16 protein-coding genes are annotated in these 20,769 nt (G+C 66.4%); 2 read left to right on the top strand and 14 right to left on the bottom strand.

Translation table 11 applies throughout. The features are described 5' to 3' along the window. Nucleotides 1-17: 17 nt before the first annotated feature. From AC1Q9M_RS03010 to AC1Q9M_RS02945, 14 genes are all read right to left on the bottom strand, one after another. The gene (locus AC1Q9M_RS03010; RefSeq protein WP_444686283.1) at nt 18-785 is read right to left on the bottom strand and encodes a pilus assembly PilX family protein; all 768 of its coding nucleotides are present in this window, start codon (nt 783-785) and stop codon (nt 18-20) included. Then, on the bottom strand, nt 782-1,570 hold the full coding sequence (locus AC1Q9M_RS03005; protein ID WP_492432347.1) for a PilW family protein: 789 nt from the start codon (nt 1,568-1,570) through the stop codon (nt 782-784). The genes AC1Q9M_RS03010 and AC1Q9M_RS03005 overlap by 4 nt, the downstream gene beginning before the upstream one ends. Continuing rightward, a complete protein-coding gene (gene pilV, locus AC1Q9M_RS03000) occupies nt 1,567-2,151 on the bottom strand; it encodes a type IV pilus modification protein PilV (RefSeq protein ID WP_382326934.1) in 585 nt (194 codons plus the stop codon). The genes AC1Q9M_RS03005 and pilV (AC1Q9M_RS03000) overlap by 4 nt, the downstream gene beginning before the upstream one ends. Then, nucleotides 2,151-2,726, bottom strand: a complete 576-nt coding sequence (locus AC1Q9M_RS02995) for a GspH/FimT family pseudopilin (RefSeq protein ID WP_382324089.1) — start codon at nt 2,724-2,726, stop codon at nt 2,151-2,153. Before AC1Q9M_RS02995 ends, pilV (AC1Q9M_RS03000) begins: the two co-directional genes overlap by 1 nt. A 107-nt stretch (nt 2,727-2,833) precedes the next feature. Beyond that, nucleotides 2,834-3,991: a bifunctional diaminohydroxyphosphoribosylaminopyrimidine deaminase/5-amino-6-(5-phosphoribosylamino)uracil reductase RibD gene (gene ribD / locus AC1Q9M_RS02990; protein WP_492432344.1), complete on the bottom strand. Its 1,158-nt coding sequence runs from the start codon at nt 3,989-3,991 to the stop codon at nt 2,834-2,836. A 12-nt stretch (nt 3,992-4,003) separates the two neighbouring features. Further along, nucleotides 4,004-4,462, bottom strand: coding sequence for a type IV pilin protein (locus AC1Q9M_RS02985; RefSeq protein WP_444686285.1), 459 nt, complete (start codon nt 4,460-4,462; stop codon nt 4,004-4,006). An 8-nt stretch (nt 4,463-4,470) separates the two neighbouring features. Next, nucleotides 4,471-7,779, bottom strand: a complete 3,309-nt coding sequence (locus tag AC1Q9M_RS02980) for a pilus assembly protein (protein ID WP_492432342.1) — start codon at nt 7,777-7,779, stop codon at nt 4,471-4,473. A gap of 17 nt (nt 7,780-7,796) precedes the next feature. Beyond that, the gene (locus AC1Q9M_RS02975) at nt 7,797-8,558 is read right to left on the bottom strand and encodes a pilus assembly PilX family protein (RefSeq protein ID WP_382158869.1); all 762 of its coding nucleotides are present in this window, start codon (nt 8,556-8,558) and stop codon (nt 7,797-7,799) included. Beyond that, nucleotides 8,555-9,349, bottom strand: a complete 795-nt coding sequence (locus tag AC1Q9M_RS02970) for a PilW family protein (RefSeq protein WP_444691505.1) — start codon at nt 9,347-9,349, stop codon at nt 8,555-8,557. Before AC1Q9M_RS02970 ends, AC1Q9M_RS02975 begins: the two co-directional genes overlap by 4 nt. 11 nt (nt 9,350-9,360) lie before the next feature. Continuing rightward, on the bottom strand, nt 9,361-9,945 hold the full coding sequence (pilV, locus tag AC1Q9M_RS02965) for a type IV pilus modification protein PilV (protein ID WP_382324099.1): 585 nt from the start codon (nt 9,943-9,945) through the stop codon (nt 9,361-9,363). A 27-nt stretch (nt 9,946-9,972) separates the two neighbouring features. After that, nucleotides 9,973-10,542 (bottom strand): GspH/FimT family pseudopilin, encoded by a 570-nt coding sequence (locus tag AC1Q9M_RS02960; RefSeq protein ID WP_382326926.1) that lies wholly within the window; start codon nt 10,540-10,542, stop codon nt 9,973-9,975. A 109-nt stretch (nt 10,543-10,651) separates the two neighbouring features. Next, complete coding sequence (nrdR, locus tag AC1Q9M_RS02955) at nt 10,652-11,101, bottom strand: transcriptional regulator NrdR (RefSeq protein ID WP_291112203.1); 450 nt, start codon at nt 11,099-11,101, stop codon at nt 10,652-10,654. Nucleotides 11,102-11,135: 34 nt separating this feature from the next. Next, a complete protein-coding gene (gene glyA, locus AC1Q9M_RS02950) occupies nt 11,136-12,380 on the bottom strand; it encodes a serine hydroxymethyltransferase (RefSeq protein ID WP_492432338.1) in 1,245 nt (414 codons plus the stop codon). A 242-nt stretch (nt 12,381-12,622) separates the two neighbouring features. After that, complete coding sequence (locus AC1Q9M_RS02945; RefSeq protein ID WP_382324103.1) at nt 12,623-13,519, bottom strand: transglycosylase SLT domain-containing protein; 897 nt, start codon at nt 13,517-13,519, stop codon at nt 12,623-12,625. A 709-nt stretch (nt 13,520-14,228) separates the two neighbouring features. Between AC1Q9M_RS02945 and AC1Q9M_RS02940 the strand changes: the two genes are divergently transcribed. Both AC1Q9M_RS02940 and AC1Q9M_RS02935 read left to right on the top strand, forming a co-directional pair. After that, nucleotides 14,229-17,921: a DUF748 domain-containing protein gene (locus tag AC1Q9M_RS02940; RefSeq protein WP_492432336.1), complete on the top strand. Its 3,693-nt coding sequence runs from the start codon at nt 14,229-14,231 to the stop codon at nt 17,919-17,921. A 112-nt stretch (nt 17,922-18,033) separates the two neighbouring features. Beyond that, nucleotides 18,034-20,766, top strand: a complete 2,733-nt coding sequence (locus AC1Q9M_RS02935) for a DUF349 domain-containing protein (RefSeq protein WP_492432334.1) — start codon at nt 18,034-18,036, stop codon at nt 20,764-20,766. Nucleotides 20,767-20,769 lie beyond the last annotated feature (3 nt).

The following is a 20,769-nucleotide window of genomic DNA, read 5'->3' as shown; positions in this document are numbered from 1 at the left end:
CAGCAACCTTTGGAAAGTCAGTCCAGATCGGCTTGCGGGCGGGGTACGTAGATCGAACGCAACCACACCCGGGTGCCCGGCTTCATGCCTTGCACATAGGCGGTGATGCGATAGACGAAGGGGTGGCTGTGCATGTCCGGCGTCAGGGTATGACCGGACTTGGCCGCCATGCCCGCTGCTTCGGTATACAGAAACACCTCCACCCAATACCAGGCGCGAGCGGCCACGGCGGGCGTCACGCCTGGGCGGGACCATTGCAGCAGGGCATTGCCGCTGGAGGCGGGGTCGATCCCTGTAAATTCGCCGTACCGAGCTGGCACGGCGGTGTCGCCAGTGCCGGCCGTCATGGCCGCCAGCTTGGTGGTCCACTGCTCCCGGCCCAGGGTGGTGGTGCTGCCCGGCAGGCAGATGCCTCGCAAGCAACCTCCGATCGCGTTCGCTTTCAGACGGGCCTGCAGCAGATCGAGATCGGCCACATCCTGAGGAAAGAAGGGCGCGCCGGCCTCGAAATTCCGACAGCCGATGAAGGCCGGGTCGGCCTGGCAGGGCGTGGTGGCGTCGGCCTGTACGCCCTTGATGTCGCGCTCGGCGTCGCGGATAAGGGCCTCCGCTGCCGCGAAGGCGCGCTGGTGATCGCTTTCGCTGCCCACCATGCGTTCGTTGAGCCAGCCCAGGCGCGTGCTGCTGAGCACGACGATGGTGGCCAGCAGGAGCATGACCATCACGACAATCAGTGCGATGCCTTGTTGGCGAGCGCTTGTTGATGGAGACAAGCGAGCGTTCATAGGCTGGCGTTGCGCAACTTGAAGACGCGGAAGAACACGCGGCGCAACCGCCCGTCGTTCTGGATGGTTTCACCCTGGCAACCCACCGTGGCCGCACCCGGCCCGTTCGTGAGCTCGCCTGCGAGGCGCAGGCAGACTCGCAGGGCCTCGACCTGGTCCCAGGGCGCGGGAGAGAACTGGTTCAACGCGGTGGCGGTGGTGTAGCGCAGGCCAGCGCCCTCCCGAAGCCCGTACCAGACCTGAAAGTCCTCGACGCCGGCAATGAGGCCATAGGTGTCATCGCTGCTCCCTGATCCCTTGCACTTCAGCTGACTGGCGTCCACGCTGAAGGTGCTCGTGACGACCTGGTCCGGGTCGGTTGGCTGGCCGAGACAATCGACGTTGTCGATGTTCAAGGGGCTCTTCTTGTCTGCGCCCGACGCCAGCGTGTGGTCCCGGGCGAGCGCCAAGGTGTCGGGCCCATTGAGCGCGCCATCCGCGCCCTTGACGGCGGCGGGCTGCCACGTGTTCGTGTTGACGTCGATTCCCTCGTACTGCGGATTGAAGCTCACCGTGCTCCCCGGCATGTCCACCAGCCGCCGTGCCCCGGCCTGGCGGACCACCTGACCGATGACACGAAAAGCGGTGGCGGCGTCCTGTTGCAGGCGCGTGCTGTCGCCCATCAACCGCGATGCCGTGCGCGTGTACACCAGGCTGCCCATGGCGGCGATCACCACCATGAGGCCGACGGCCAGCGCGACCATGAGCTCGACCAGGCTCACGCCCGACTGGCGTGATGTCGTCATGGCCGGACGAAGATCAGGTGGCAGGTGAAGGTGTCAGGGCAAAGCTCGCCCGACACGCCGACGCCCGGTTGATCGGCCGCACCTCGCACGGCGACGGCCTGGCGGAAGAGGGCGGCCTCTTCTTTGCCGGCCTGAGCCTCGTTTCTGGCCTTGGCTTCCGTCCACCTCACCAGAATGCCCAACTGGGTGGCGTCCTTCGTGGAAGCAAACACCCGTCCGTCGCCCGCGGGCAGGACTCGGGCCAGGTCTTTCTTCCACTGCATCAGATCGAAGGTGGCGAGTGGTGTTCCTCCGCACGGTGTGGAGGAACAGTCGGTCCCGGCGGCGGGTGGTGGGCCCCAGGTGGTCACATACGGGTTGACCAGGGCTGGCCTGTGCCGGAGGTCGGCGTTGGCCTGGATGCGGTCCTGCAGGTCTTCGGCGGCTTGGATGGCGACCGCCCGTTGGTTGGTGGTGCGGGCCGTGGTCAGGGCGCGCGTCTGAACCGCCGCCATGCCCATGACGCCCAGGGCCAGCACGAGCAGGGCCACCAGCGCTTCGATCAGGCTGGTGCCACGTTGGCGGTGGTGCGGTCTCCTCATCATTTGCCTTCATCGGGGCAGGTTTTTGCACCCTTGACCGTGCGCAGGCGCGTGCCCGTGGAGAAGCAGATCAGCTGGCCACTCAGTTCGTCCATGCCTGCGGGGAAGGCCGCGAAACGCTGGCCTATGGCGGTGACCTGGCCGTACCGGTTGATGGTGATGTACTGCGGGCTGCCGCCACCCTTCGCCTTGACGAGGCGGATGCCGGTGGGAAGCGCAACGGACTGCAGCTCGGCCTCGGCCGGGTCCGGCAGTTGATTGCCATTGAGATCGACGAACACGCGCCACCCACAATCCCAATCGGCGGTGGTGGGCAAGGCCACGTCGCACGAGGTTTGGCGCTGGATCAAGATGTCTTGGCCCAGGCGCATGGCGTCCACCCGGGCCAGCTGGACCGACGCCATGAATTCGTCCACGGCCGCATTCACGCGGTACTGGCGGGCGATACCGGCAAACGACGGAATGGCGATCGATGCCAGGACCGCCAGCACCGCGATCACCACCAGCAGTTCGATCAGGGAGACGCCCAGAGGCCTATTCGGTCCAGCGATGAAGAGATGCCGCGCTTTTTGCATGGCGGCACTCTATCAGCCAAAAATACAACTAAAGCACCATATGGATGAGCGGCGGAATTCAGTGGATAGTTGCTTTGTATGACTTTTTGTATCTTCGTGGTGATCGATCAGGTCGCAGAGGGCAGGAGGAAGGCATCGCGGCCTTGCACCCGTGCCAGGATGCGCAGATCGGTGCCCACCGGATCCACCGACACATAGCGGAGCAGAGGGCCTTCCGTCAGCTGCTGCAGCGGTCCGAAGTCGGCCAGGCTGGCGCCACGCCCAAGCAGTTGAGGCGCCTGATAGAGCAGCATCTCGTCGACCAAGCCCTCGCGCACGAACGAGCCATTGAGCTTGTGACCGGCCTCGATGTGCAGCTCATTCACCTCGCGTCGGGCCAGATCGGCGAGCATGCCGGGCAGATCCACCTTGCCGTGGGCACCCGGCATGTGGACCAGGGCCGCGCCCAAGCGCTGCAAGGCGATTTCCTTGTCGGCGTCGCGGCTGGCGTGATAGATCCAGATCTGACGTGCCTGGCCGTTGGCGGGCGTCTGGAAGAGGCGCGCGGCCGGTGGCGTTTGCAGGCGGCTGTCGATCACCACCAGATGCGGTTGGCGAGGGGTGTCCACGAGGCGGACGTCCAGCAGGGGATCGTCCTCCAGCACCGTGCCGATGCCCGTGAGCACCGCACAGGCACGGGCGCGCCAGGCATGGCCGTCCGCGCGCGCGGCCTCGCCCGTGATCCATTGGCTGGCACCGTTGTCCAGCGCGGTGATACCGTCAAGCGACGCAGCGGCCTTCATGCGCACCCACGGTGTGCGACGGATCATGCGGCTGAAGAATCCGATGTTGAGTTCGCGAGCGGCTCTGGCGGCATCGTGGTCGTCTGGCAGCAGTTCGACCAGAATGCCGGCCGCGCGCAGGCGGTCCATGCCACGGCCAGACACCTGGGGGTTCGGATCCCCCGTGGAGACCACGACCTTGCCGACTTGCGCTGCGATCAATGCGTCGCAGCAGGGTGGAGTGCGTCCGTGGTGGGAGCAGGGCTCCAGTGTGACGTAGACGGTGGCACCGGCCACCGATTCGCCGCGCGCCTGTGCATCGCGCAAGGCCATCACCTCGGCATGGGGGCCGCCCACGGGTTGGGTGTGCCCAACCCCGATTTCACGGCCATCAGGCGTGGTGATGACGCAGCCGACGCGGGGGTTGGGGTTGCTGGAGCGCGTGGCCTGTCCCGCTAGGGCCAGGGCTTGATCGAGCGGATGCTTGGAGGCGGGCGCAGTCATGCGCCGAGCTTATCAGCGGTTCCAGCACTCCTGCGCGGTCAAGGGCGCGGGCACGGCCGCCGTGACAACCTGGGTTCGCACGCCGGCGTGGGTCATCTGGAAGATCGCGCATTGGTCGGTGGCTTGCGCACCATTGGGTGTGGCCCGCAAGGTGAAAGTCCCGGCGGTCAGCACAGGAAGCGTGATCGCATAGCGGCCACCTTCCACTTGCAGCACGCCGGCGGGAATGGCGGCTGCGGCCGGGTAGCTGCCTTGCGCGGTCGCTGCACGTTCCAGCCACTGGGCTGCTTGTAGCAGTGCAGCTCGCGCGTTGGCCCTGTGTGTTCGCTGCACGTACTGGTTGTAGCTGGGGAACGCGATGGCAGAAAGAATGCCGATGACGCCGACCACGATCATCACCTCGATCAGCGTGAAGCCCAATGTCCGGGAGCGTGCGTGACCGTGTTTCATGAAGTCGTTTCCCTTGTTCATTGAGGAGGTTATCGGGCTTCTCGCCAGTCGGCCCGGGCGCCAGGGTACCGTCCCGTGGTCAGGGTCTTGTTCACCATGCAAGTCTGGGTGGTCGGATTGCAGGCGGTACCACCGCCACCTCCGCCGCCACCACCTCCGCCACCTGATCCACCACTGTTGATGAACGAGATGAGCTCCAGGTTGCCGTCGGACTTGTTGATGCTGATGTACTCGCCACTGCCAAAGCGCGTGCGGCTGGCTTTGGCCATGTTCATCGACGTGTCCGTGGTGGAGAACACGGGGGTCGCGGGGGGGGAGCCCGAGATCATGTTGAAGACGTTGATCAGGTTGTCTTCGGTCACGGCGTCGAAGTCGCAGGTTTCTCCGGAAACCCCCGTTTTCGGTGCGGTCGAGGGAATGATCACTTTCTGGCCCTCGAAGAGTTGGGGGTTGGCCAGCACCCTTTCGCGAGAAAGTGGGAGATCCATGTACCAGCCGCGCTTGGCGGTGTTGTCGGCTCGGGAATAGGCCACGCTGTTCTCAGAGGTGTTGTAGTAGTCCGTGGCGGCCTCGCTGCCGCTGGCCGTGCTGGTGACTGCGCCCAGCACGGTCTGCTGCACCAGCGCCGACCGCCCCGTGGTGATGTTGCCGCTGTCTGCGGCGGTCAGCACGCCATCGGGGAACGAATACGTGCCCTTATCCCAGACGGAATAAATGGTCTGGGTGGCGGTGCTGGTGCGGTCCGCGTCCTGGAGATTCCGGCCTGTCCCGAACAGCACTTGCACCCCACCCAGGGGATGCGCCATCCAGAGCGGGGCGGCGGTGATGGGTTGCCGCGTGGACGAACCGTCCTGCGCCACGTAGAGGGGGACGCAGTTCGTGGCGTTCTTGCAGGTCGTGGTGCCTCCCGACCAGTTGCTCACGCCCCACTGCGAAGCGGTGGTCTGCGTCAGGTTGAATTTCCAAAGGTTGCCTTGCAGATCACCCGCATAAGCGACGTCCATCGTGCCATCGCCGTTGACATCCACCAAGCGAGGAGCGGAGAGGCCGTTGGATTGTCCAGTTGTGGAATTTGCGACGATTTTCAGCAACTCCTTGCCGCCATCCAGGTACTGGATCAACAGCACGGGGCGTTCGTTGGTGCTGTTGACCCCGTTGCCCATGACCGCGGCCCATCGCCCATTGTTGAGCTTGACGATTTGCTCTGAACGCGCGCCTGTGACGGGGTCCACCACGGGGACGGCGTAGATGTGGCCCACATCGGCGTCGGCGCCATCCGTCTTGTCCATCACCACGCCCGTCGCCGTGAACGTGGATGGATTGCTCGCGAACGCCACGGGGTTGGTCACATCCAGCACGAAGTAGCCCTTGCCGCCGCCGCCCAGGCCGCCGATCAGCATGGTCTTCCAGGTGGGCGTGGCGCCGTTGCCGGTGCCGCTGCCGCTGGTGTCCACATCTCCCGTGAAGGGGTGTCCATCGACAAAGAACCTGTGGCCGTAGTTCGTGAGGGTGTAGTTGCGCAGGTTGGCATAGACCCCCAGGGGCACATACGCCATGAGCTCCTGGCCGGTCGCGGCATTGAAGGCGTGCAGCATGCCGTCATTGGCGCCCACGTACAGGACCGCCGTGCGGTTGGCATAGGTGGTGCGGAAGGCAGCATGCCCCGCGTGCTCGACCGACATGCGCAGGGGCCGGCCCGTGTGCCAGATGTTGGAGTTGACGATGTCGCCCAGGCGGGAATCGCGTCGCCGCAGGGAGCCGCCGTTCTGCACCTCTTGCGTGCGATCACCCCGCAGGTAGTTCACCCGGTTCGTTCCCACGGTGACGGAATCGCCGCCGCGGATCGCGGTTTTCTGGGCATCCGAAAGATTGGCGAACAGGAACGGGGTGCCTTCGGTCGTGTTGCTGGTCAGCACCAGCCGGTTCGTGACGTTGAAGGTGGCCGCGTCGAGCAGGCTGGCGACGGTCCAGCTGGGCGTTGAATTCACGACATTGGTGTTCGCGGCGATCGTGTACGCCCCCAGGTCACCACTCCAGCGCTCGGAGTTGAATTCCGCGAGATAGGCGAAGCCATCCGTGCGCAAACGGCTGGAACTGCTGGCGATGCTGACCATCGGGTTGGCCGTCTGCGTCAGGATGTCGTCCAGAATGCCTTGAAAGGCGGAGACCAGTGCTGCGGCATTGGGGGCGGGCACGAAACGGCCGCGGCTGTTGAGGGCGGCGTGCCAGAGTTCCACTTTCCGTTCGTTCTCGCGGGCGTTGTAGCCGGAGCTGCCGTCGCAGGCCGAGTTGCTGCTTGTGCCGCAGAACGGCGATGGCCAGTTGGTGGTACCGCGGATCAGTGGGCCCAGGCCAGCGAAGGTGTCGCCACTGAAAGTGGGGGCGCCCGTCCAGGTGGCGGCATCGTTGAAGCCGATGGTGTAGTTCACCATGTGTTGCCAGGTAGCCGGGTTGTTGCGCGGGTTCCAGTAAGAGTCGAGCGAAGCGGGGTTGGCAGTGGTGCCAAAGTTCTCGGCGGGGAGCTGATCCTTGGGGCTCTTTCTCACGTTGTTGGTGAGCCCGGGCTGCAGGTCGCGTGACCAGTAGTAGAAGGCCAGGTCCGACAGCGTGCTCAGGTTTGCGTGGCCCCAGTTGTCCCTGTAGAGCCGGGTCTGATCCGATGTGATGGCGTACTGCACGCCGTCGGGCAGTGTGAAGGCGCTGCCGTCGGCGTTGCCACCGCGCGTGATGCGTTGGTAGTCCGGGCCCGAGGTGTCCACATGGTTGTTGGTGTTGCTCGCCTCAGCGCTGTTCCAGCCGCCATCGGTCATGAAGATGTGAAAGGATTTTCGGCACGACAGCAGCGGTGTTTCCTGTGTCCCGGGATTGGCCGCCCACGGACTGTTGACGCCCAGATCGGTGCGGCTCAGGTACTTGCCGGCCTCGTCGATCATCAGGTGGGAAGGTGTGCCGTTGTTGGGTGTCAGCGTGCTCACCCAGGTCATGAAGTTGGTGCGGTGTGTGCCCAGGAGTGGGCGCATGCCGTTCAGACTGCCACACGCTGTGCTGTTGCTGGGAATTCCGCGGCAGCGGTTCATGGACTGCCAGGCCAGGCGGATCCGGTCGTCTGGCACGTTGGTTTCCGCAAAGGTCTGCTGCAAGGCAGATTTCAGGGTCGCGATCCCCGTCGCGCCCATGCTGCCGGAATCGTCGACCGACACGATGATGTTGGGCGAAGGCTCACGGCCGGCGCCGGGCGGGGATTGGGTCAGATTGAGCTGGGCAGCACCCAGGGGGCCGTGCAGACATGCCAGCGCCACGGCAGTGCAGGAGAACCAAGGTGGGGGACGCAGCGTCATGGTGACCTCACTGAAAATCATTTGATCTGGTTTTGTGGCCGGGGCACGAAGATGGAACGCAACCAAACCCGCGTGCCGGGCTTCATGCCCTGGGCAAAAGCCGTGATGCGGTACACGAAGGGGTGCTTCATGTCCGGGATGGGTACGTTGCCTGCGGCCGTGATGACACCAGCCCCTGGCGTGTATCTGAATACCTCCACCCAATACCACGCACGCGGCGCAACGACCGGAGCCACACCGGGGCGCGACCACGACAGCAGGGGGTTGCCTGCGGCGGCCGGGTCGGCGCCCGTGAACTCCCCGTACCGCGCGGCCACAGAGGCATTGCCGACCGTGGCGGTCATCGCGGCCAGATTGGTGGTCCAGTTGGCTGCGTTCAGGGTCGTCACCGTGGCGGGGAGGCAGATGCCCTGGAGGCAGCCGTTGGCGCCAGTGGCCAGGCGTGGTTGAAGCAGATCCAGATCGTCGTCGTCCTGAGGGAAATAGGGCTGGTTGCCCGCAAAGTTGCGGCATCCGAGAAAACCCGCCGTGATGTTGCAGGGCGTGACGTTGTCGATCCGCAGCCCCCGGATGTCGCGCTCCGCATCGCGGACCAGCGCTTCAGCCGCGGCGAATGCCCGCTGGTAGTCGCTCTCGCCGCCCACCAGTCGCTCATTGAGCCAGCCCAGGCGCGTGCTGCTCAGCACCACGATGGTTCCGAGCAGCAGCATCACCATCACCACGATGAGCGAGATGCCCCGCTGCGGGTGTTGCCGCGATGGAGACGAATGGTGTTTCATATGCCTTGATTGCGGACCTTGAAGACGCGGAAAAAGACACGGCGGATGCGCCCGTCGTTGACGACGTTTTCCCCATTGCATCCCGTCATGTCCGCGCCCGGGTTGTTGCTCATTTCACCCACAAGGCGCAGGCACACCTGAACGGTTTCCACCTGCTCCCAAGGCGCGGGAACCATGACATTGATCGCCGCTGCCGTCCGGTACTGGAAGCTGTCATCGGCGATCCTGAAACCATACAGAACCTGAAAATCCTCCACGCCCTGGAGCAGCGCGAAAGGGGTGACCGAGCCAGAACCCAGACAGCGCAGTTCGTTGCCGACCACCGAGAAGGTGCTGGAGATGTTGTTGGCCACCAGCGTCGGCGCACCCAGGCAATCCATGCTTTGCAGCACGGGATCTGTGTCGTAGCTGACCTGCAAGGTGTCGGGCGCGTTGTCGGCTCCTTCGGTGCCTTGCAGCACGAGCGGCGCACTGGTGTTGGAGTTCGTGCCAAAGCCCAGGTAGGCATCGTTGAATGCCACGTTGGTGTCGCCTACCGTCGGGTTGACGATGCGGCGCGCACCACTCTGGCGGATGTGGTGACCCAGCGTGCGGAATGCGTTGGACGCATCCTGCTGCAGTCGCGAACTGTCGCCCACCGCGATGGTTGACGTGCGGGTATACACCAGGCTGCCGATGGCGGCCACCACCACCAGCAAGCCAATGCTGATGCCGATCAGCAGTTCCATCAAGCTGACGCCCGATTGGCGACGGCGTGCACGACGCGAAGGGGGGCGGGGTGAAACAGCCATGCCGTGCTTCCTCATGGCCGGATGTAGACCAAGTGGCAGATAAGCCCTGCCGGGCAGGCAACGCCCGCCACACCCGTCCCCACCGCATTGGCGGCGTCGCGGATGGCAATGGCATTGGTGAACAAGGTGGCCTGGGCGCCAGCCGCTTCCCCCTGGTTCTTCGCCTGGGTCTCGGTCCAGCCGATCAGGATGCCAAACTGGGTGGCGTCGGTGTTGGACCGGAACACCCGGGCGTCGCCACCCGGCAGCACCCGGGCCAGGGAGGCCTTCCATTGGACGAGGTCGAAGGCCGCCAGCTGGGCGCCATTGCAGCCGGTGGTGAAGCAGTTAACCGGCGCAGCCGCGAGTGCCCCCCATGCCGCCAGATAGGGGCTGACGGCGGGGGGATTGATCCGGAGGGCTGAGTTGGCCTGCATGCGATCCAGCAGATCGTCCGCCATCTGCAGAGCGAGGGCGCGGGAGTTCGTGGTGCGGGACTCGACCAGCGTTCGGGTCTGGATGCCCGCCATGCCCATGATGCCGAGGGCGAGCACCAGAAGGGCGACCAGGGCTTCGATCAAGCTGACGCCGCGTTGGGAGGATGCCTTGTTGTTCATCGTGCGAATTGCATGGTTCGGCCGTCGTCAGGGGCAGGCGGAAGCGTTCTTGACCGTGCGCAAGCGGGTGCCCGCCGTGAAGCAGATCAACTGGCCATTGGCCGCCGCCATGCCCGTCGGGAAAACCTCGAACCGCTGATCCACCTGCGTGACCTGACCAAACCGGTTGATCACGATGAATTCGGGGTTGGTGTTGTTGCCTTTTCGGACCGTGACGGCGGGCGTCAAGGACACCTCCTGGGTGGGGGTTTCCGCTGCGTTCATGGCGTTGTTGCCGTCGAGATCCGCGAACACGCGCCAGCCGCAGCTCCAGTCCTGGTTGTCCGCGAGGGCCAGGCCACAGCCCGTGATGCGCCGGATGACCACGGGCGTACCCAGCCGGATCGCCTCTTCCCGGGCCAGTGTCACGGAAGAGGTGAATGTTTCTCGCACCGAGTCCACCCGGAATCGGCGAAACAGGTCGGTGAAGCTGGGTGCAGCAAGGCCCGCCAGAATGGCGATGAGCGCGACCACGACCATCAGCTCGATGATCGTGAAGCCGCCTTCCGCCCGCAGGGGGGCAGGCGTGGCTCTCTGGGGCGCCGCAGCAATGTACATATGCTTACTCTATCGATGGAAGTCGCAGAGTCCGGGCTGGGCCGACCGGGCTAGTGAATGGTCCGACGGGCGGAACGGGGGTATTTCTGCCCCGTGAGGTCGGGCACTTTCAGCGCCGGACTTCGTCCACCAAGGCCCTGAATTCGTCGATGTCCTCGAAGCTCCGGTACACGCTGGCGAACCGGATGTAAGCCACCTTGTCGAGCTTCTTCAGTTCCCGCATCACCATCTCGCCCAGTCGGGCGGCGGGCACTTCGCGGGCACCCAGGTTCAGCAGCTTTTCCTCGATGCGCTCGATGGCCGCGTCGACCTGTTCGGTGCTGACCGGCCGCTTGCGCAGGGCCAGCGCGAACGAGGCCCGCAACTTGGCCGGCACGTAGTCCACCCGGCGGCCGTCCTTCTTGACGACGGCCGGGAAGCTCACTTCCGGCCGTTCGTAGGTGGTGAACCGCTTCTCGCAGTGGCCACACTGGCGGCGGCGTCGGATGAAATCCGCGTCTTCCGAGACGCGGGTTTCGACCACCTGGGTTTCAAGATGGCCGCAGAACGGGCATTTCATGCGGAGGGCACTCCCGTTGTACGGCCTGAGAACATCACTTGTAGACCGGGAAGCGGGCGGTCAGGGCGTTGACCTTGGCGCGCACGGCGTCGATGTTGGCCGGGTCGCGTGGATTGTCGAGCACGTCGGCAATCAGGTTGGCGGTCAGTCGCGCTTCGTCGTCCTTGAAGCCCCGGGTGGTCATCGCCGGCGTGCCAATGCGCACGCCGCTGGTGACCATGGGCTTTTCCGGGTCGTTGGGGATGGCGTTCTTGTTGATCGTCATGTGCGCGCTGCCCAGCACCGCTTCGGCTTCCTTGCCGGTGATGCCCTTGGCGCGCAGATCGACCAGCATCACGTGGCTCTCGGTGCGGCCGCTGACGATGCGCAGGCCACGCGAGGTCAGTGTTTCGGCGACGATGCTGGCATTTGTCAGCACTTGTTGCTGGTAGGCGGTGAAATCGGGTGAAAGCGCTTCCTTGAAAGCAACGGCCTTGGCCGCGATGACGTGCATCAGCGGGCCACCCTGCAGGCCCGGGAAGATCGCGCTGTTGAGGGCCTTTTCGTGTTGGGCCTTCATCAGGATGATGCCGCCGCGCGGGCCGCGCAGGCTCTTGTGGGTGGTGGAGGTCACCACATCGGCGTGGGGAACCGGGTTGGGGTAGACACCCGCGGCGATCAGGCCGGCGTAGTGGGCCATGTCCACCATGAAGATGGCGCCGACGTCCCTGGCCACCTTGGCGAAGCGCTCGAAGTCGATGCGCAGGCTGTAGGCCGAGGCGCCCGCGATGATCAGCTTGGGCTTGGTCTCGTGTGCCTTGCGCTCCATGGCGTCGTAGTCGATCTCTTCCTTGTCGTTGAGACCGTAGGAGACCACGTTGAACCATTTGCCGCTCATGTTGAGCGCCATGCCGTGGGTGAGGTGGCCGCCTTCGGCCAGGCTCATGCCCATGATGGTGTCGCCGGGCTTGAGGAAGGCCAGAAAGACGGCTTCGTTGGCGGAGGCGCCGCAGTGCGGCTGCACGTTGGCGGCTTCGGCGCCGAAGAGCTGCTTGACGCGGTCGATTGCGAGCTGCTCGGCCACGTCCACGTACTCGCAGCCGCCGTAATAGCGCTTGCCGGGATAGCCTTCGGCATACTTGTTCGTGAGTTGCGTGCCTTGTGCGGCCATCACGGCCGGCGAGGCGTAGTTCTCGCTGGCGATCAGCTCGATGTGGTGTTCCTGGCGGGCGTTCTCGGCCTGGATGGCGGCAAACAGCTCGGGGTCGGTTTGCTGGATGAGGATGTTGCGGTCGTACATGGCAGTCCTTCAAGACGTGGAACCTTGCGCGGTGACAAGGGCTGCCCAGGCGAACGGCTGAACACCCGAACCCCTTGAGGCCGGGCGGTACGCTTCCCAGTGGTTGTCCCTGAAGACGATCACAGATCGGGCAGGGGGGCCACGTCAGCGGCAGCCGCCGACGCAGATGTGTCGGGGTGCGCGCCTATCGCCAGTTGCGTACCCGGCTAGTTTAGCCGAGGCCGAGAGGCCGGTTGGCGAGGTCAGGAACGGGTGAGCGGCGCGCCAGGGGGGAGTGCGTTCGGCGCGGCCGGGCCCTCGGCCTCGATTTCGGCTGCCGGGGCGGCCACCGGGGCCGGCGTGACGGGCGCCACCACCGTGGTCGGGCGCGCTTGTGGCACATAGCGCTGCATCGGCTTGCCCAGCGCCACGCTCTGGATCCGCATGTGCTCGGCCATCACCTTGTCGATGTACCAGTTGCCGTCCGTGGTCACCGCACCGACGTACAGGCGCAAACCACCCTCGACCGAGCCGGCGCGCTTGACCGCGTCCTGCAGCACGCGCGCCCCCACCCGGAGGTTGGACACCGGATCGAACGCGGCCAGCTGCCCGCCGAAGTCGTTGTACTTGTCGGTATGAACGCGGGTCAGCACTTGCATCAGGCCTTGCGCGCCCACCGGGCTCTGCGCAAACGGATTGAAGCGGGACTCGATCGCCATCACGGCCAGGATGAGCGTGGGATCGAGTTTGGCTTTCTCGCCCACCTCGAAGGCCTCCGCCACCAGCGCGCTCAGGGGCTCGGGCGCCACGCGGTACTTGCGGCTGAGCCAGTAGGTCACATTGGCCTGCTGCTTGGGCAGGTCGCCGGGTTGAGCAGCGGTCACGCGGTCGACCGCGCTGGGCTCGGCGGCGTACACCGCATCCACGCTGGCGGCTTCCTGGCGTTCCAGCAGCCAGCCGAGCAGTTGCTCTTCTGCGCTGGCGCGCAGATCCGCACGGGCACTCAGGGTGATCAGTGCCACGGCCGCCAGGGTGCCCAGCAGGGCCAAGCTGTTGTGGGTGATGTCGAAGAAGCCCTGGTAGGCGTCGCCAACAGCGGTTTTGAAGGATGCCACGGCACCTGAGGTGCTCTTGGGTGGCGTTGCGTCTTGCGCGGTCATGTCATCGCTCCTTTCTGCGCCGGCCTCGCTCGTGGGAGCTGGGCCGACTGGATTGGTCGCCATCGACGGCCCTATCCAGAGGGTGGAGCGGTCGAGTTAGCCTGGGTGGCAGCGGTTCGGGTTTACCCTTCGGCGGGCAAAGCTGGCGCATCCTATGGGCTTATTAATATCGAGTCAATGTTTATGAATCGATTCAAGCCTACTTTTTGATATAAACAAGTGTGAGTAAACGTAAGCAAAAGGGCTTTGCTAGCGGGAAGCCTTGAGCCTGCAAGGCTTGCGGGTGGATGTCGCGTCGACGACCGTTTGTCGGGCAGCGACCACCTTTCATGTTCCAAAACGTGATTTTGGGGTCGTCAAATGGTCGTTTCGGGCGCGATTGAAAATCTGCATGGAGAACGGGCCATGCGGCCTTGATCCGGGGCGGCAAGGGGAGTAACCTGCAGTGGCCTGTCTGAAGACTGGCATCAGCTGACGACGCGGCGAACCGCAAGTCAGCTTCCAACGGGAGCAATCTGTTGCTTCCAGGCTGGAGAGACATCCAACTCCCTCCGCCAAAACCGACGGCATGAGCATCTAGCCCGCCGTCAACCCCGGCAGGCCCTGCTTGCCGGGGTTTCTTGTTTCTGGGGGACTCTATATAGGTGTGCGCTGCCGCATCCCCTCAGTTCGACGACACTCGTTGATCCGTTGGTTAGCGAACGCACGAATGAACAGCTTTTTTCCCCAGTGGTCCCAAGGTCGGTGGGCTCGGCGCCTGATGCTGGGTCTGCTGGGGCTCCTTCTGCTCTGGCTGGTGACCTGGATGGGCATGCCGCCCTTGCTGAAATGGCAATTGGCCAAGCAGGCCACGGCCGCGCTGGGACGCCAGGTGACGGTGGAACGGGTTGATTTCCAGCCGTGGTCGCTGGAAGTGGCCATCGAGGGGTTGCGCGTGGCCGATGCCACAGGCGAGGGCGAGCAGTTCACGCTGGATCGCCTCTATGCCAACGCCGAGCTGCAGTCGCTGTTTCGGCTCGCGCCGGTGCTCGATGCCCTGGTGCTGGAGCAGCCCAAGTTGAAGCTGCGCCACCTGGGTGAAGGGCGGTACGACGTGGACGACGTGCTGCAGCGCTTGCGCCCGAAAGACGATGAGCCCCCGTCCGACCCAGCGCAGTTCGCCCTGTTCAACATCAACCTGTCCGGGGGCGAACTCACGTTCGTCGACGACAGCGTGGGCGTTACGCACCAGCTGAGCGGCTTGTCGGTGGGCGTGCCCTTCCTGAGCAACCTGCCGTCCCGACGGGATGTGGTGACCCAGCCCAAGCTGGCTTTCGTGCTCAATGGGAGCGCTTTCGATTCGAGCGCCAGCACCACGCCGTTCGCCCAGACCCGGGACACCGATGCCAGCGTGGACATTCCCACCCTGGATCTCGCGCCTTACCTGCCCTACTGGCCGGCGACTTGGCCCGTCAAGCCCGAAGCCGGTGTGCTCCAGCTCGCGCTCAAGCTGGCATTCGAACAGCAGGACACGCCGCGCCTCTCCCTCTCCGGCACGGCTGCCCTGTCGGATCTGCGCGTCGTTGAGCGAACGGGGCCGTCCACCACGGCCGAACTGCTGGCCTGGGAACGCCTGGGCGTGACGCTCAATCGGGTGGAGCCGCTGGCGGGTCAGGTGGATCTGGCCGCCATTGACTGGACGTCGCCCACGGTGTCGATCTCGCGCGATGCGGCTGGGTTGCTCAACTTGCAACGTGCGGCGCAAGCCTGGGCCGACCAGTCCCGACGTGCTGCATCTCCTCCCGCCCCTGCGCCCGTGGCACCGGGCGCATCCACCGCGCCCGCCTCGCCGTGGAAAGTGAGTGTGGCGCGCCTGAACCTGGAGGGCGGTACCGTGCGATGGCGCGATGCCGGCACCAAGCCGGCCGCTCAGCTGGCGCTGGAGGCCTTGAGCGTGCAGGCCCAGGCGCTGAGTTGGCCGATGCAGGCACCGGTGCCCTTCGAGGTGTCCGCGCGCCTGGGCCAGACGCCGCTGTCGCTCAAGGGCACGGCCACCGACGCCGAGGCCAAGGCGAAGGTCTCGGTGGGCGAACTTCCCTTGTCGACCTTCGCGCCCTACGCCGCCAGTGTGCTGACGCACGAACTCGACGGACGGCTGGCCGCCGACTTTGATCTCGAGTGGCGGGCAGCCAGGGCCGACCAGCCTATGGCGCTGCTGGTCAACGCTTCCCGGCTCGAGCTGAGCGAGGTGCGCCTGGGGACGGTTCGCCAGCCACAGGCCAGCCTGCGCCGCCTCCAGGTGCAGGACGCGCGCGTGGATCTGGCCAGCAGCACCGTGGCGGTGGGCAAGGTCGTGCTTGATCGACCACAGGTGCGCGCGCAGCGCGACAAGGCGGGGCACTGGATGGTGGATGGCTGGATGAAGGCATCGGAGGCGCCCGCTGCAGCACCCCCGTCGAAACCGGCCGAGCCCTCCTCGTGGCAGCTGACGCTGGCCGACGTGCAGATCGATGCGGGCGCCGTCGCGCTCGAAGACCTCGCGCTGGCGCGCCCGGTCAGGCTCGACCTCAGTCAGATCAAGATGCAGGTCAAGAACCTGCAGCCCATGGCTCGCAGCCAGCCCGACATGCCGGTCTCCCTGCAGCTGCGCATGGGCGCGGCGCGAGGCAACCGCGCCGAGCCCGGCCGGCTCGCCCTCGACGGCGCGCTGCGCCTGCCCGGCAAGGGCGAGCGCGACGCCGACAGCCTGCGCACCCAGCTGAAGGTGCAAGCGGACAAGCTGCCGCTGCATGCCCTGGAGCCGTATTTCGGCGACCGCCTGAACCTGGACCTGCTGCGCGCGGACACCAGCTACCGTGGCACGGTCGAGGCGGCATTGCCCCCGGCGGGTTTGCGGTTGACGGTCGCCGGCAACGTGGGGCTGGACGATTTCGCCGCCAACACGCTGTCGCCGGCCGAAGAGCTGTTGGCCTGGAAGTCCCTGCAGGTGCGGGGTCTGCGGCTCGCCATGGCGCCCGGACAGGTCACCCGGGTGGCGGTGCAGGAGACCGTGCTCAGCGACTACTTTGCCCGCGTGATCATCGACGAGGCGGGGCGCATCAACCTGCAAGGCCTCGTGAAACACGATGAGGCGGCGCCCGCGCCCACGGGCGCCGCCGCGCCGGCGGCCACCGCTCCGCCACCGCCACCGCCGCCTCCTGCAAACGCGAGCGCCGTGCCCGACCCGGACATCCGTTTCGGGCCGATCAGTCTGGTCAATGGCCGCGTGCTGTTCTCCGACCGTTTCATCAAGCCCAACTATTCCGCCAACCTCAGTGAACTCACCGGCAGCCTGAGCGCTTTCGCCAGCGTGCCGCCGGGCGGCGCGCCACAGATGGCCGACCTGACATTGCGCGGGCGCGCCGAGGGCACGGCGGCGCTGGAGATCGATGGCAAGCTCAACCCGCTGGCCCAGCCACTGGCACTCGACATCCGCGCGCTGGTGCGCAACCTGGAGTTGCCGCCGCTGTCGCCTTACACCGTGAAGTACGCCGGCTATGGCATCGAGCGCGGCAAGCTCAGCATGGACGTGGCCTACAAGATCGAGCCCAACGGCCAGCTGACGGCCAGCAACCAGATCATCCTCAACCAGCTCAGTTTCGGCGACCGCGTGGCCGGGAGCGAGGCGCCCAACCTGCCGGTGAAGCTGGCCGTGGCCTTGCTGGCCGACCGCAACGGGGTGATCGACATCAACCTGCCGGTCAGCGGCTCGCTCAACGACCCGCAGTTCAAGCTGGCGCCCCTCATCTTCCGGCTCATCTTCAATCTGATCGGCAAGGCCATCACCTCACCGTTCTCCCTGATCGCCGGGGCCTTCGGCGGGGGCGGGGAGGAAATGAGCCAGGTGGTCTTCACACCGGGCAGCAAGGCACTGGACGGTGAGGCCAGGCAGCGGCTGGACGCTGTGGCCAAGGCCCTGGCCGATCGGCCGACTCTGCAGATCACCGTGGTGGGACATGGCGACCTGGAGGCCGAGCGCAGCGGTTACCAGCGTGCCCGGCTGGACGAGCGTGTGTTGGCCGAGAAACGCCGCCAATTGGCACGGGATGGCGCCGCCATCAGCGACACGCTTGCGATGACGCCCGCCGAGTACCCGGCCCTGCTCAAGGAGGTGTACCGGCGGACCGACATCCCGAAACCCCGCAACCTGGTCGGCCTGGCCAAGGACATCCCGCAGGCCGAGATGGAAGCCTTGCTGCTGGCGTCCATACCGGTCACGTCGGATGCCATCCGCGAACTCGCGGTGGCGCGCGGCGTGGTCGTCAAGGACTACCTTGCAGGCCGGCAGTTGCCGGAAGACCGCATGTTCCTGGGCGCGCCCCAACTGGGCCGCCAGGGTGAGAAGTGGCGCCCGCAGGCCGAACTCAAGCTGGCGCCGCGCTGAGCATTCCGCGTGCGCGCGCAGGGGGAGGCGGGCGCGCGCCAACTGCGGCGACAATACGCCTTGGTCGCGCCGTCGTGGTGCCGACAACCGAATCGATTGAGCCCCCCACTTCATGTCGCTGTTTTCCCTGCGCAAAGCCCCGTCTTCGTCCAACGCTTCCGAGTCTGCCGTGAACACGCCCACCTCCCCCAAGCCGGCCAGCCCCAACGCCGCCCACCCCCTGGATGCCGTCACCGGTGGTGCGTTCTCCGCGCCGACGTCGGGTGAGCGCGCTGCGCGCATCCGCGACTGGCTGGCCACCGGTCCCGCGCTCGAGCAGATGAACGAAGTGTTCAAGGAGCTCTCGCACCGCGACCGCGGAGCCGCCAAGCCCTTGAAGGAAAAGCTCGACGAACTCAAGCGCCAGAAGTCGCAGGAACAGATGTCGGTGGAGTGGGCGCAGAAGGCCCAGGGCCTGATCGACCAGCCGCGCCTGAACCTGGCCGACGCACTGGCCTGGCAACGCGATGCGGCACGCGCAGGCGCACCGCTGTCGCGCGAGCCGCTGGCCACCTTGCGCCAGGCGCTGGCCGAGCGCGTCAAGGCCATCGAAGATCTGCAGCACCGGGTGCAGGTCGAACGTGAGGCCGCCGTGCTGATCGCGCAGCGCATCGAGGTGCTGTCCACCAAACCCTGGCGCGACGCCCAGCAGATTGCCGAGACGCTGCGCACCGATGTGGCCCAGTGGCAGCAGCAGGCGAGCGCCTTGGCGCAAGACCCCCAATGGCCCAGCGTGGACGTGAAGTTCCCGCCCATGCTCGACGCCTCGCGCCAGCAGCTGCAACTGGTGTGGGACGCCTTCGAAGCCGCGCTGACACAGACCGTGGCGGCCGATGCCAACCCCCAGGCGCCATTGCCCGCCGTGCCCGTGTGGGCCGACGAGCTGCGCGCCGCGCGGGGCCAGGACGTGAGCGCCCTGGCCGACAAGGCACCGCAGGACACGCAGGCCCAGCAGGAAAAACGCGCCCGCGTGGCGGCCGAACTCGAACAGGCGCTGAGCGTGCTCGAGCGCGAGCTCGCCGAAGGGCACGGCAAGGCCACGCCCAAGGCGGCGGCCGACGTGCGCGGCCTGCTCAAGAGCCATGGCCGGCTGGTCCCGGCCGCGCTCGATGCGCGCGCCCAGGCGGCTTTGGGGCAGGCCGGTGAACTCGAAGGCTGGCAGCGTTGGCGCGCCGACCAGCTGCGCGAAGAACTCGTGGCCAAGGCAGAGGCCTTGCTGCAAGCCCCCGAGGGCCAACGCCTGGGCGGGCGCAAGATGCAGGAAACCCTGCGCAGCCTGCGCGACCAGTGGAAGACCACCGACCAGGGCGGCCAACCCAACCATGCGCTGTGGAAGCGCTTCGACGAAGCCTGCACCGAGGCGCACAAGGTGGTCGAGACCTGGCTGGCGCAGGTGCGCCAGCAGAGCGAGGCGCACAAGGCGCAGCGCCTGGCCATCATCGAAGAACTCAAGGCCTGGACGCTGGCGCACGCCGACAGCAGCGACTGGAAAGCCCAGGTGCGTGAACTGCATGCGTTCTCCGAGCGCTGGCGCGAAGCCGGCCACCTGAGCGAGAAGGCGTTTGCCGACATCCAGCCGGTCTGGAAAGACGCCATGCACAAGGCGCACGAGCGCCTGGAGACGGCGCAGGCCGAGAGCACCGCCCGGCGCAAGGCGCTGATCGAAGAAGCCACCGCCCTGGGCGCGGCGCCCATGCTGCGCATCGATGCGGTCAAGGCCCTGCAGCAACGTTGGCAGGCCGAAGCCCATGCCGTGCCGCTGGAGCGCAAGCACGAACAGAAACTGTGGGAAGCCTTCCGCCAGCCGATCGACGAGGCCTTCGCCCGCAAGAGCACCGAGCGTGAGAAGGCCGCCACGGCCCTGAACGCACACGACCAGCGCGTGCTTGACGCCTCGCGCGCGCTGGAAGCGGCGAGCGCCAGTGGCGACGCGCAGCGCATCCGCGCGGCCATGAACGAGCTGGAAGCGGCCCTGGCGGGTCAGGCCCCCGCGCCTGCGCCAGCAACTGTGGCCGCGCCGGCATCCGTCGAGCCAGCCGCATCCGCTGCCGAAGCGGCGCCTGCCGATGCCGCAGAAGAGGCCTCCGCCACCGAGGAGGCCGAGGCCTCGGCGCCGACGGCACCTGCACCTGCCAAACCCGCCGCGCCGCCGAAGAAGCTGGTGGCGGTGCGGGGTGACGACCGACCCGGTATGAAGAAAGCCGAGCCGGCCGGCCGCGATGGTCGCCGCGGCGATCGCCCGGAGGGGCGGCGCGACGGTGCACCGGGTCGCCCCGATGCGCGCGGTGGACGCGATGCCCGTGGACCGGGCGCACCGTCCTGGCGTGAAGAGCGCGAGCCGCGCGGCCCAAGGCTGGGCGATGCGGCGTTCCGCGCGCAGCGCCAGGCGATCGAGGCGGCTCAGTCCAGCCTGCGCAAGCTCGCGGCCCAGGCCCACGGCGAGGTGCTCACGCAGCTCATGACGGCCTGGCAGCAGCGCGATGCCGAGCAACTGCCCACCGCGCAGGCCCTGGGCCCGCGGGTGAGCACGGCCCAGCGCGGTGCGTGGGCGTCGGCGGTGTCCAAGCCGGCGGCCCCCTTGCCGGGTGAAACCTTGCTGCGCCTGGAAATGGCCGCCGAAGTGCCCACGCCGGCCGAGCACCTGAGCGAGCGCCGCATGTTGCAACTGCAATTGCTCACGCGCCGCCACGCCGCCGCACCGGTCGACACCTGGGCGGAGGATGTGGCCGCGGTGTTGGGCTCGAGCTTCGATGCCACGGCAGAGCGCCGCCTGCAGAACGTGCTGAAGGCGCTCCTCAAGCGTTGAGCG

The organism is Hydrogenophaga sp. GW823-FHT04C09, assembly GCF_058796355.1.
Note: the sequence above shows the minus strand (reverse complement) of the source record. Positions and strands in the feature narration are given on the sequence as shown.

What these genes read in the sequence shown, in the direction of transcription:
- AC1Q9M_RS03010 (WP_444686283.1), bottom strand. Translation starts at nt 785, where the DNA reads ATGAACGCTCGCTTGTCTCCATCAACAAGCGCTCGCCAACAAGGCATC.
- AC1Q9M_RS03005 (WP_492432347.1), bottom strand. Translation starts at nt 1,570, where the DNA reads ATGACGACATCACGCCAGTCGGGCGTGAGCCTGGTCGAGCTCATGGTC.
- pilV (WP_382326934.1), bottom strand. Translation starts at nt 2,151, where the DNA reads ATGAGGAGACCGCACCACCGCCAACGTGGCACCAGCCTGATCGAAGCG.
- AC1Q9M_RS02995 (WP_382324089.1), bottom strand. Translation starts at nt 2,726, where the DNA reads ATGCAAAAAGCGCGGCATCTCTTCATCGCTGGACCGAATAGGCCTCTG.
- ribD (WP_492432344.1), bottom strand. Translation starts at nt 3,991, where the DNA reads ATGACTGCGCCCGCCTCCAAGCATCCGCTCGATCAAGCCCTGGCCCTA.
- AC1Q9M_RS02985 (WP_444686285.1), bottom strand. Translation starts at nt 4,462, where the DNA reads ATGAACAAGGGAAACGACTTCATGAAACACGGTCACGCACGCTCCCGG.
- AC1Q9M_RS02980 (WP_492432342.1), bottom strand. Translation starts at nt 7,779, where the DNA reads ATGACGCTGCGTCCCCCACCTTGGTTCTCCTGCACTGCCGTGGCGCTG.
- AC1Q9M_RS02975 (WP_382158869.1), bottom strand. Translation starts at nt 8,558, where the DNA reads ATGAAACACCATTCGTCTCCATCGCGGCAACACCCGCAGCGGGGCATC.
- AC1Q9M_RS02970 (WP_444691505.1), bottom strand. Translation starts at nt 9,349, where the DNA reads ATGGCTGTTTCACCCCGCCCCCCTTCGCGTCGTGCACGCCGTCGCCAA.
- pilV (WP_382324099.1), bottom strand. Translation starts at nt 9,945, where the DNA reads ATGAACAACAAGGCATCCTCCCAACGCGGCGTCAGCTTGATCGAAGCC.
- AC1Q9M_RS02960 (WP_382326926.1), bottom strand. Translation starts at nt 10,542, where the DNA reads ATGTACATTGCTGCGGCGCCCCAGAGAGCCACGCCTGCCCCCCTGCGG.
- nrdR (WP_291112203.1), bottom strand. Translation starts at nt 11,101, where the DNA reads ATGAAATGCCCGTTCTGCGGCCATCTTGAAACCCAGGTGGTCGAAACC.
- glyA (WP_492432338.1), bottom strand. Translation starts at nt 12,380, where the DNA reads ATGTACGACCGCAACATCCTCATCCAGCAAACCGACCCCGAGCTGTTT.
- AC1Q9M_RS02945 (WP_382324103.1), bottom strand. Translation starts at nt 13,519, where the DNA reads ATGACCGCGCAAGACGCAACGCCACCCAAGAGCACCTCAGGTGCCGTG.
- AC1Q9M_RS02940 (WP_492432336.1), top strand. Translation starts at nt 14,229, where the DNA reads ATGAACAGCTTTTTTCCCCAGTGGTCCCAAGGTCGGTGGGCTCGGCGC.
- AC1Q9M_RS02935 (WP_492432334.1), top strand. Translation starts at nt 18,034, where the DNA reads ATGTCGCTGTTTTCCCTGCGCAAAGCCCCGTCTTCGTCCAACGCTTCC.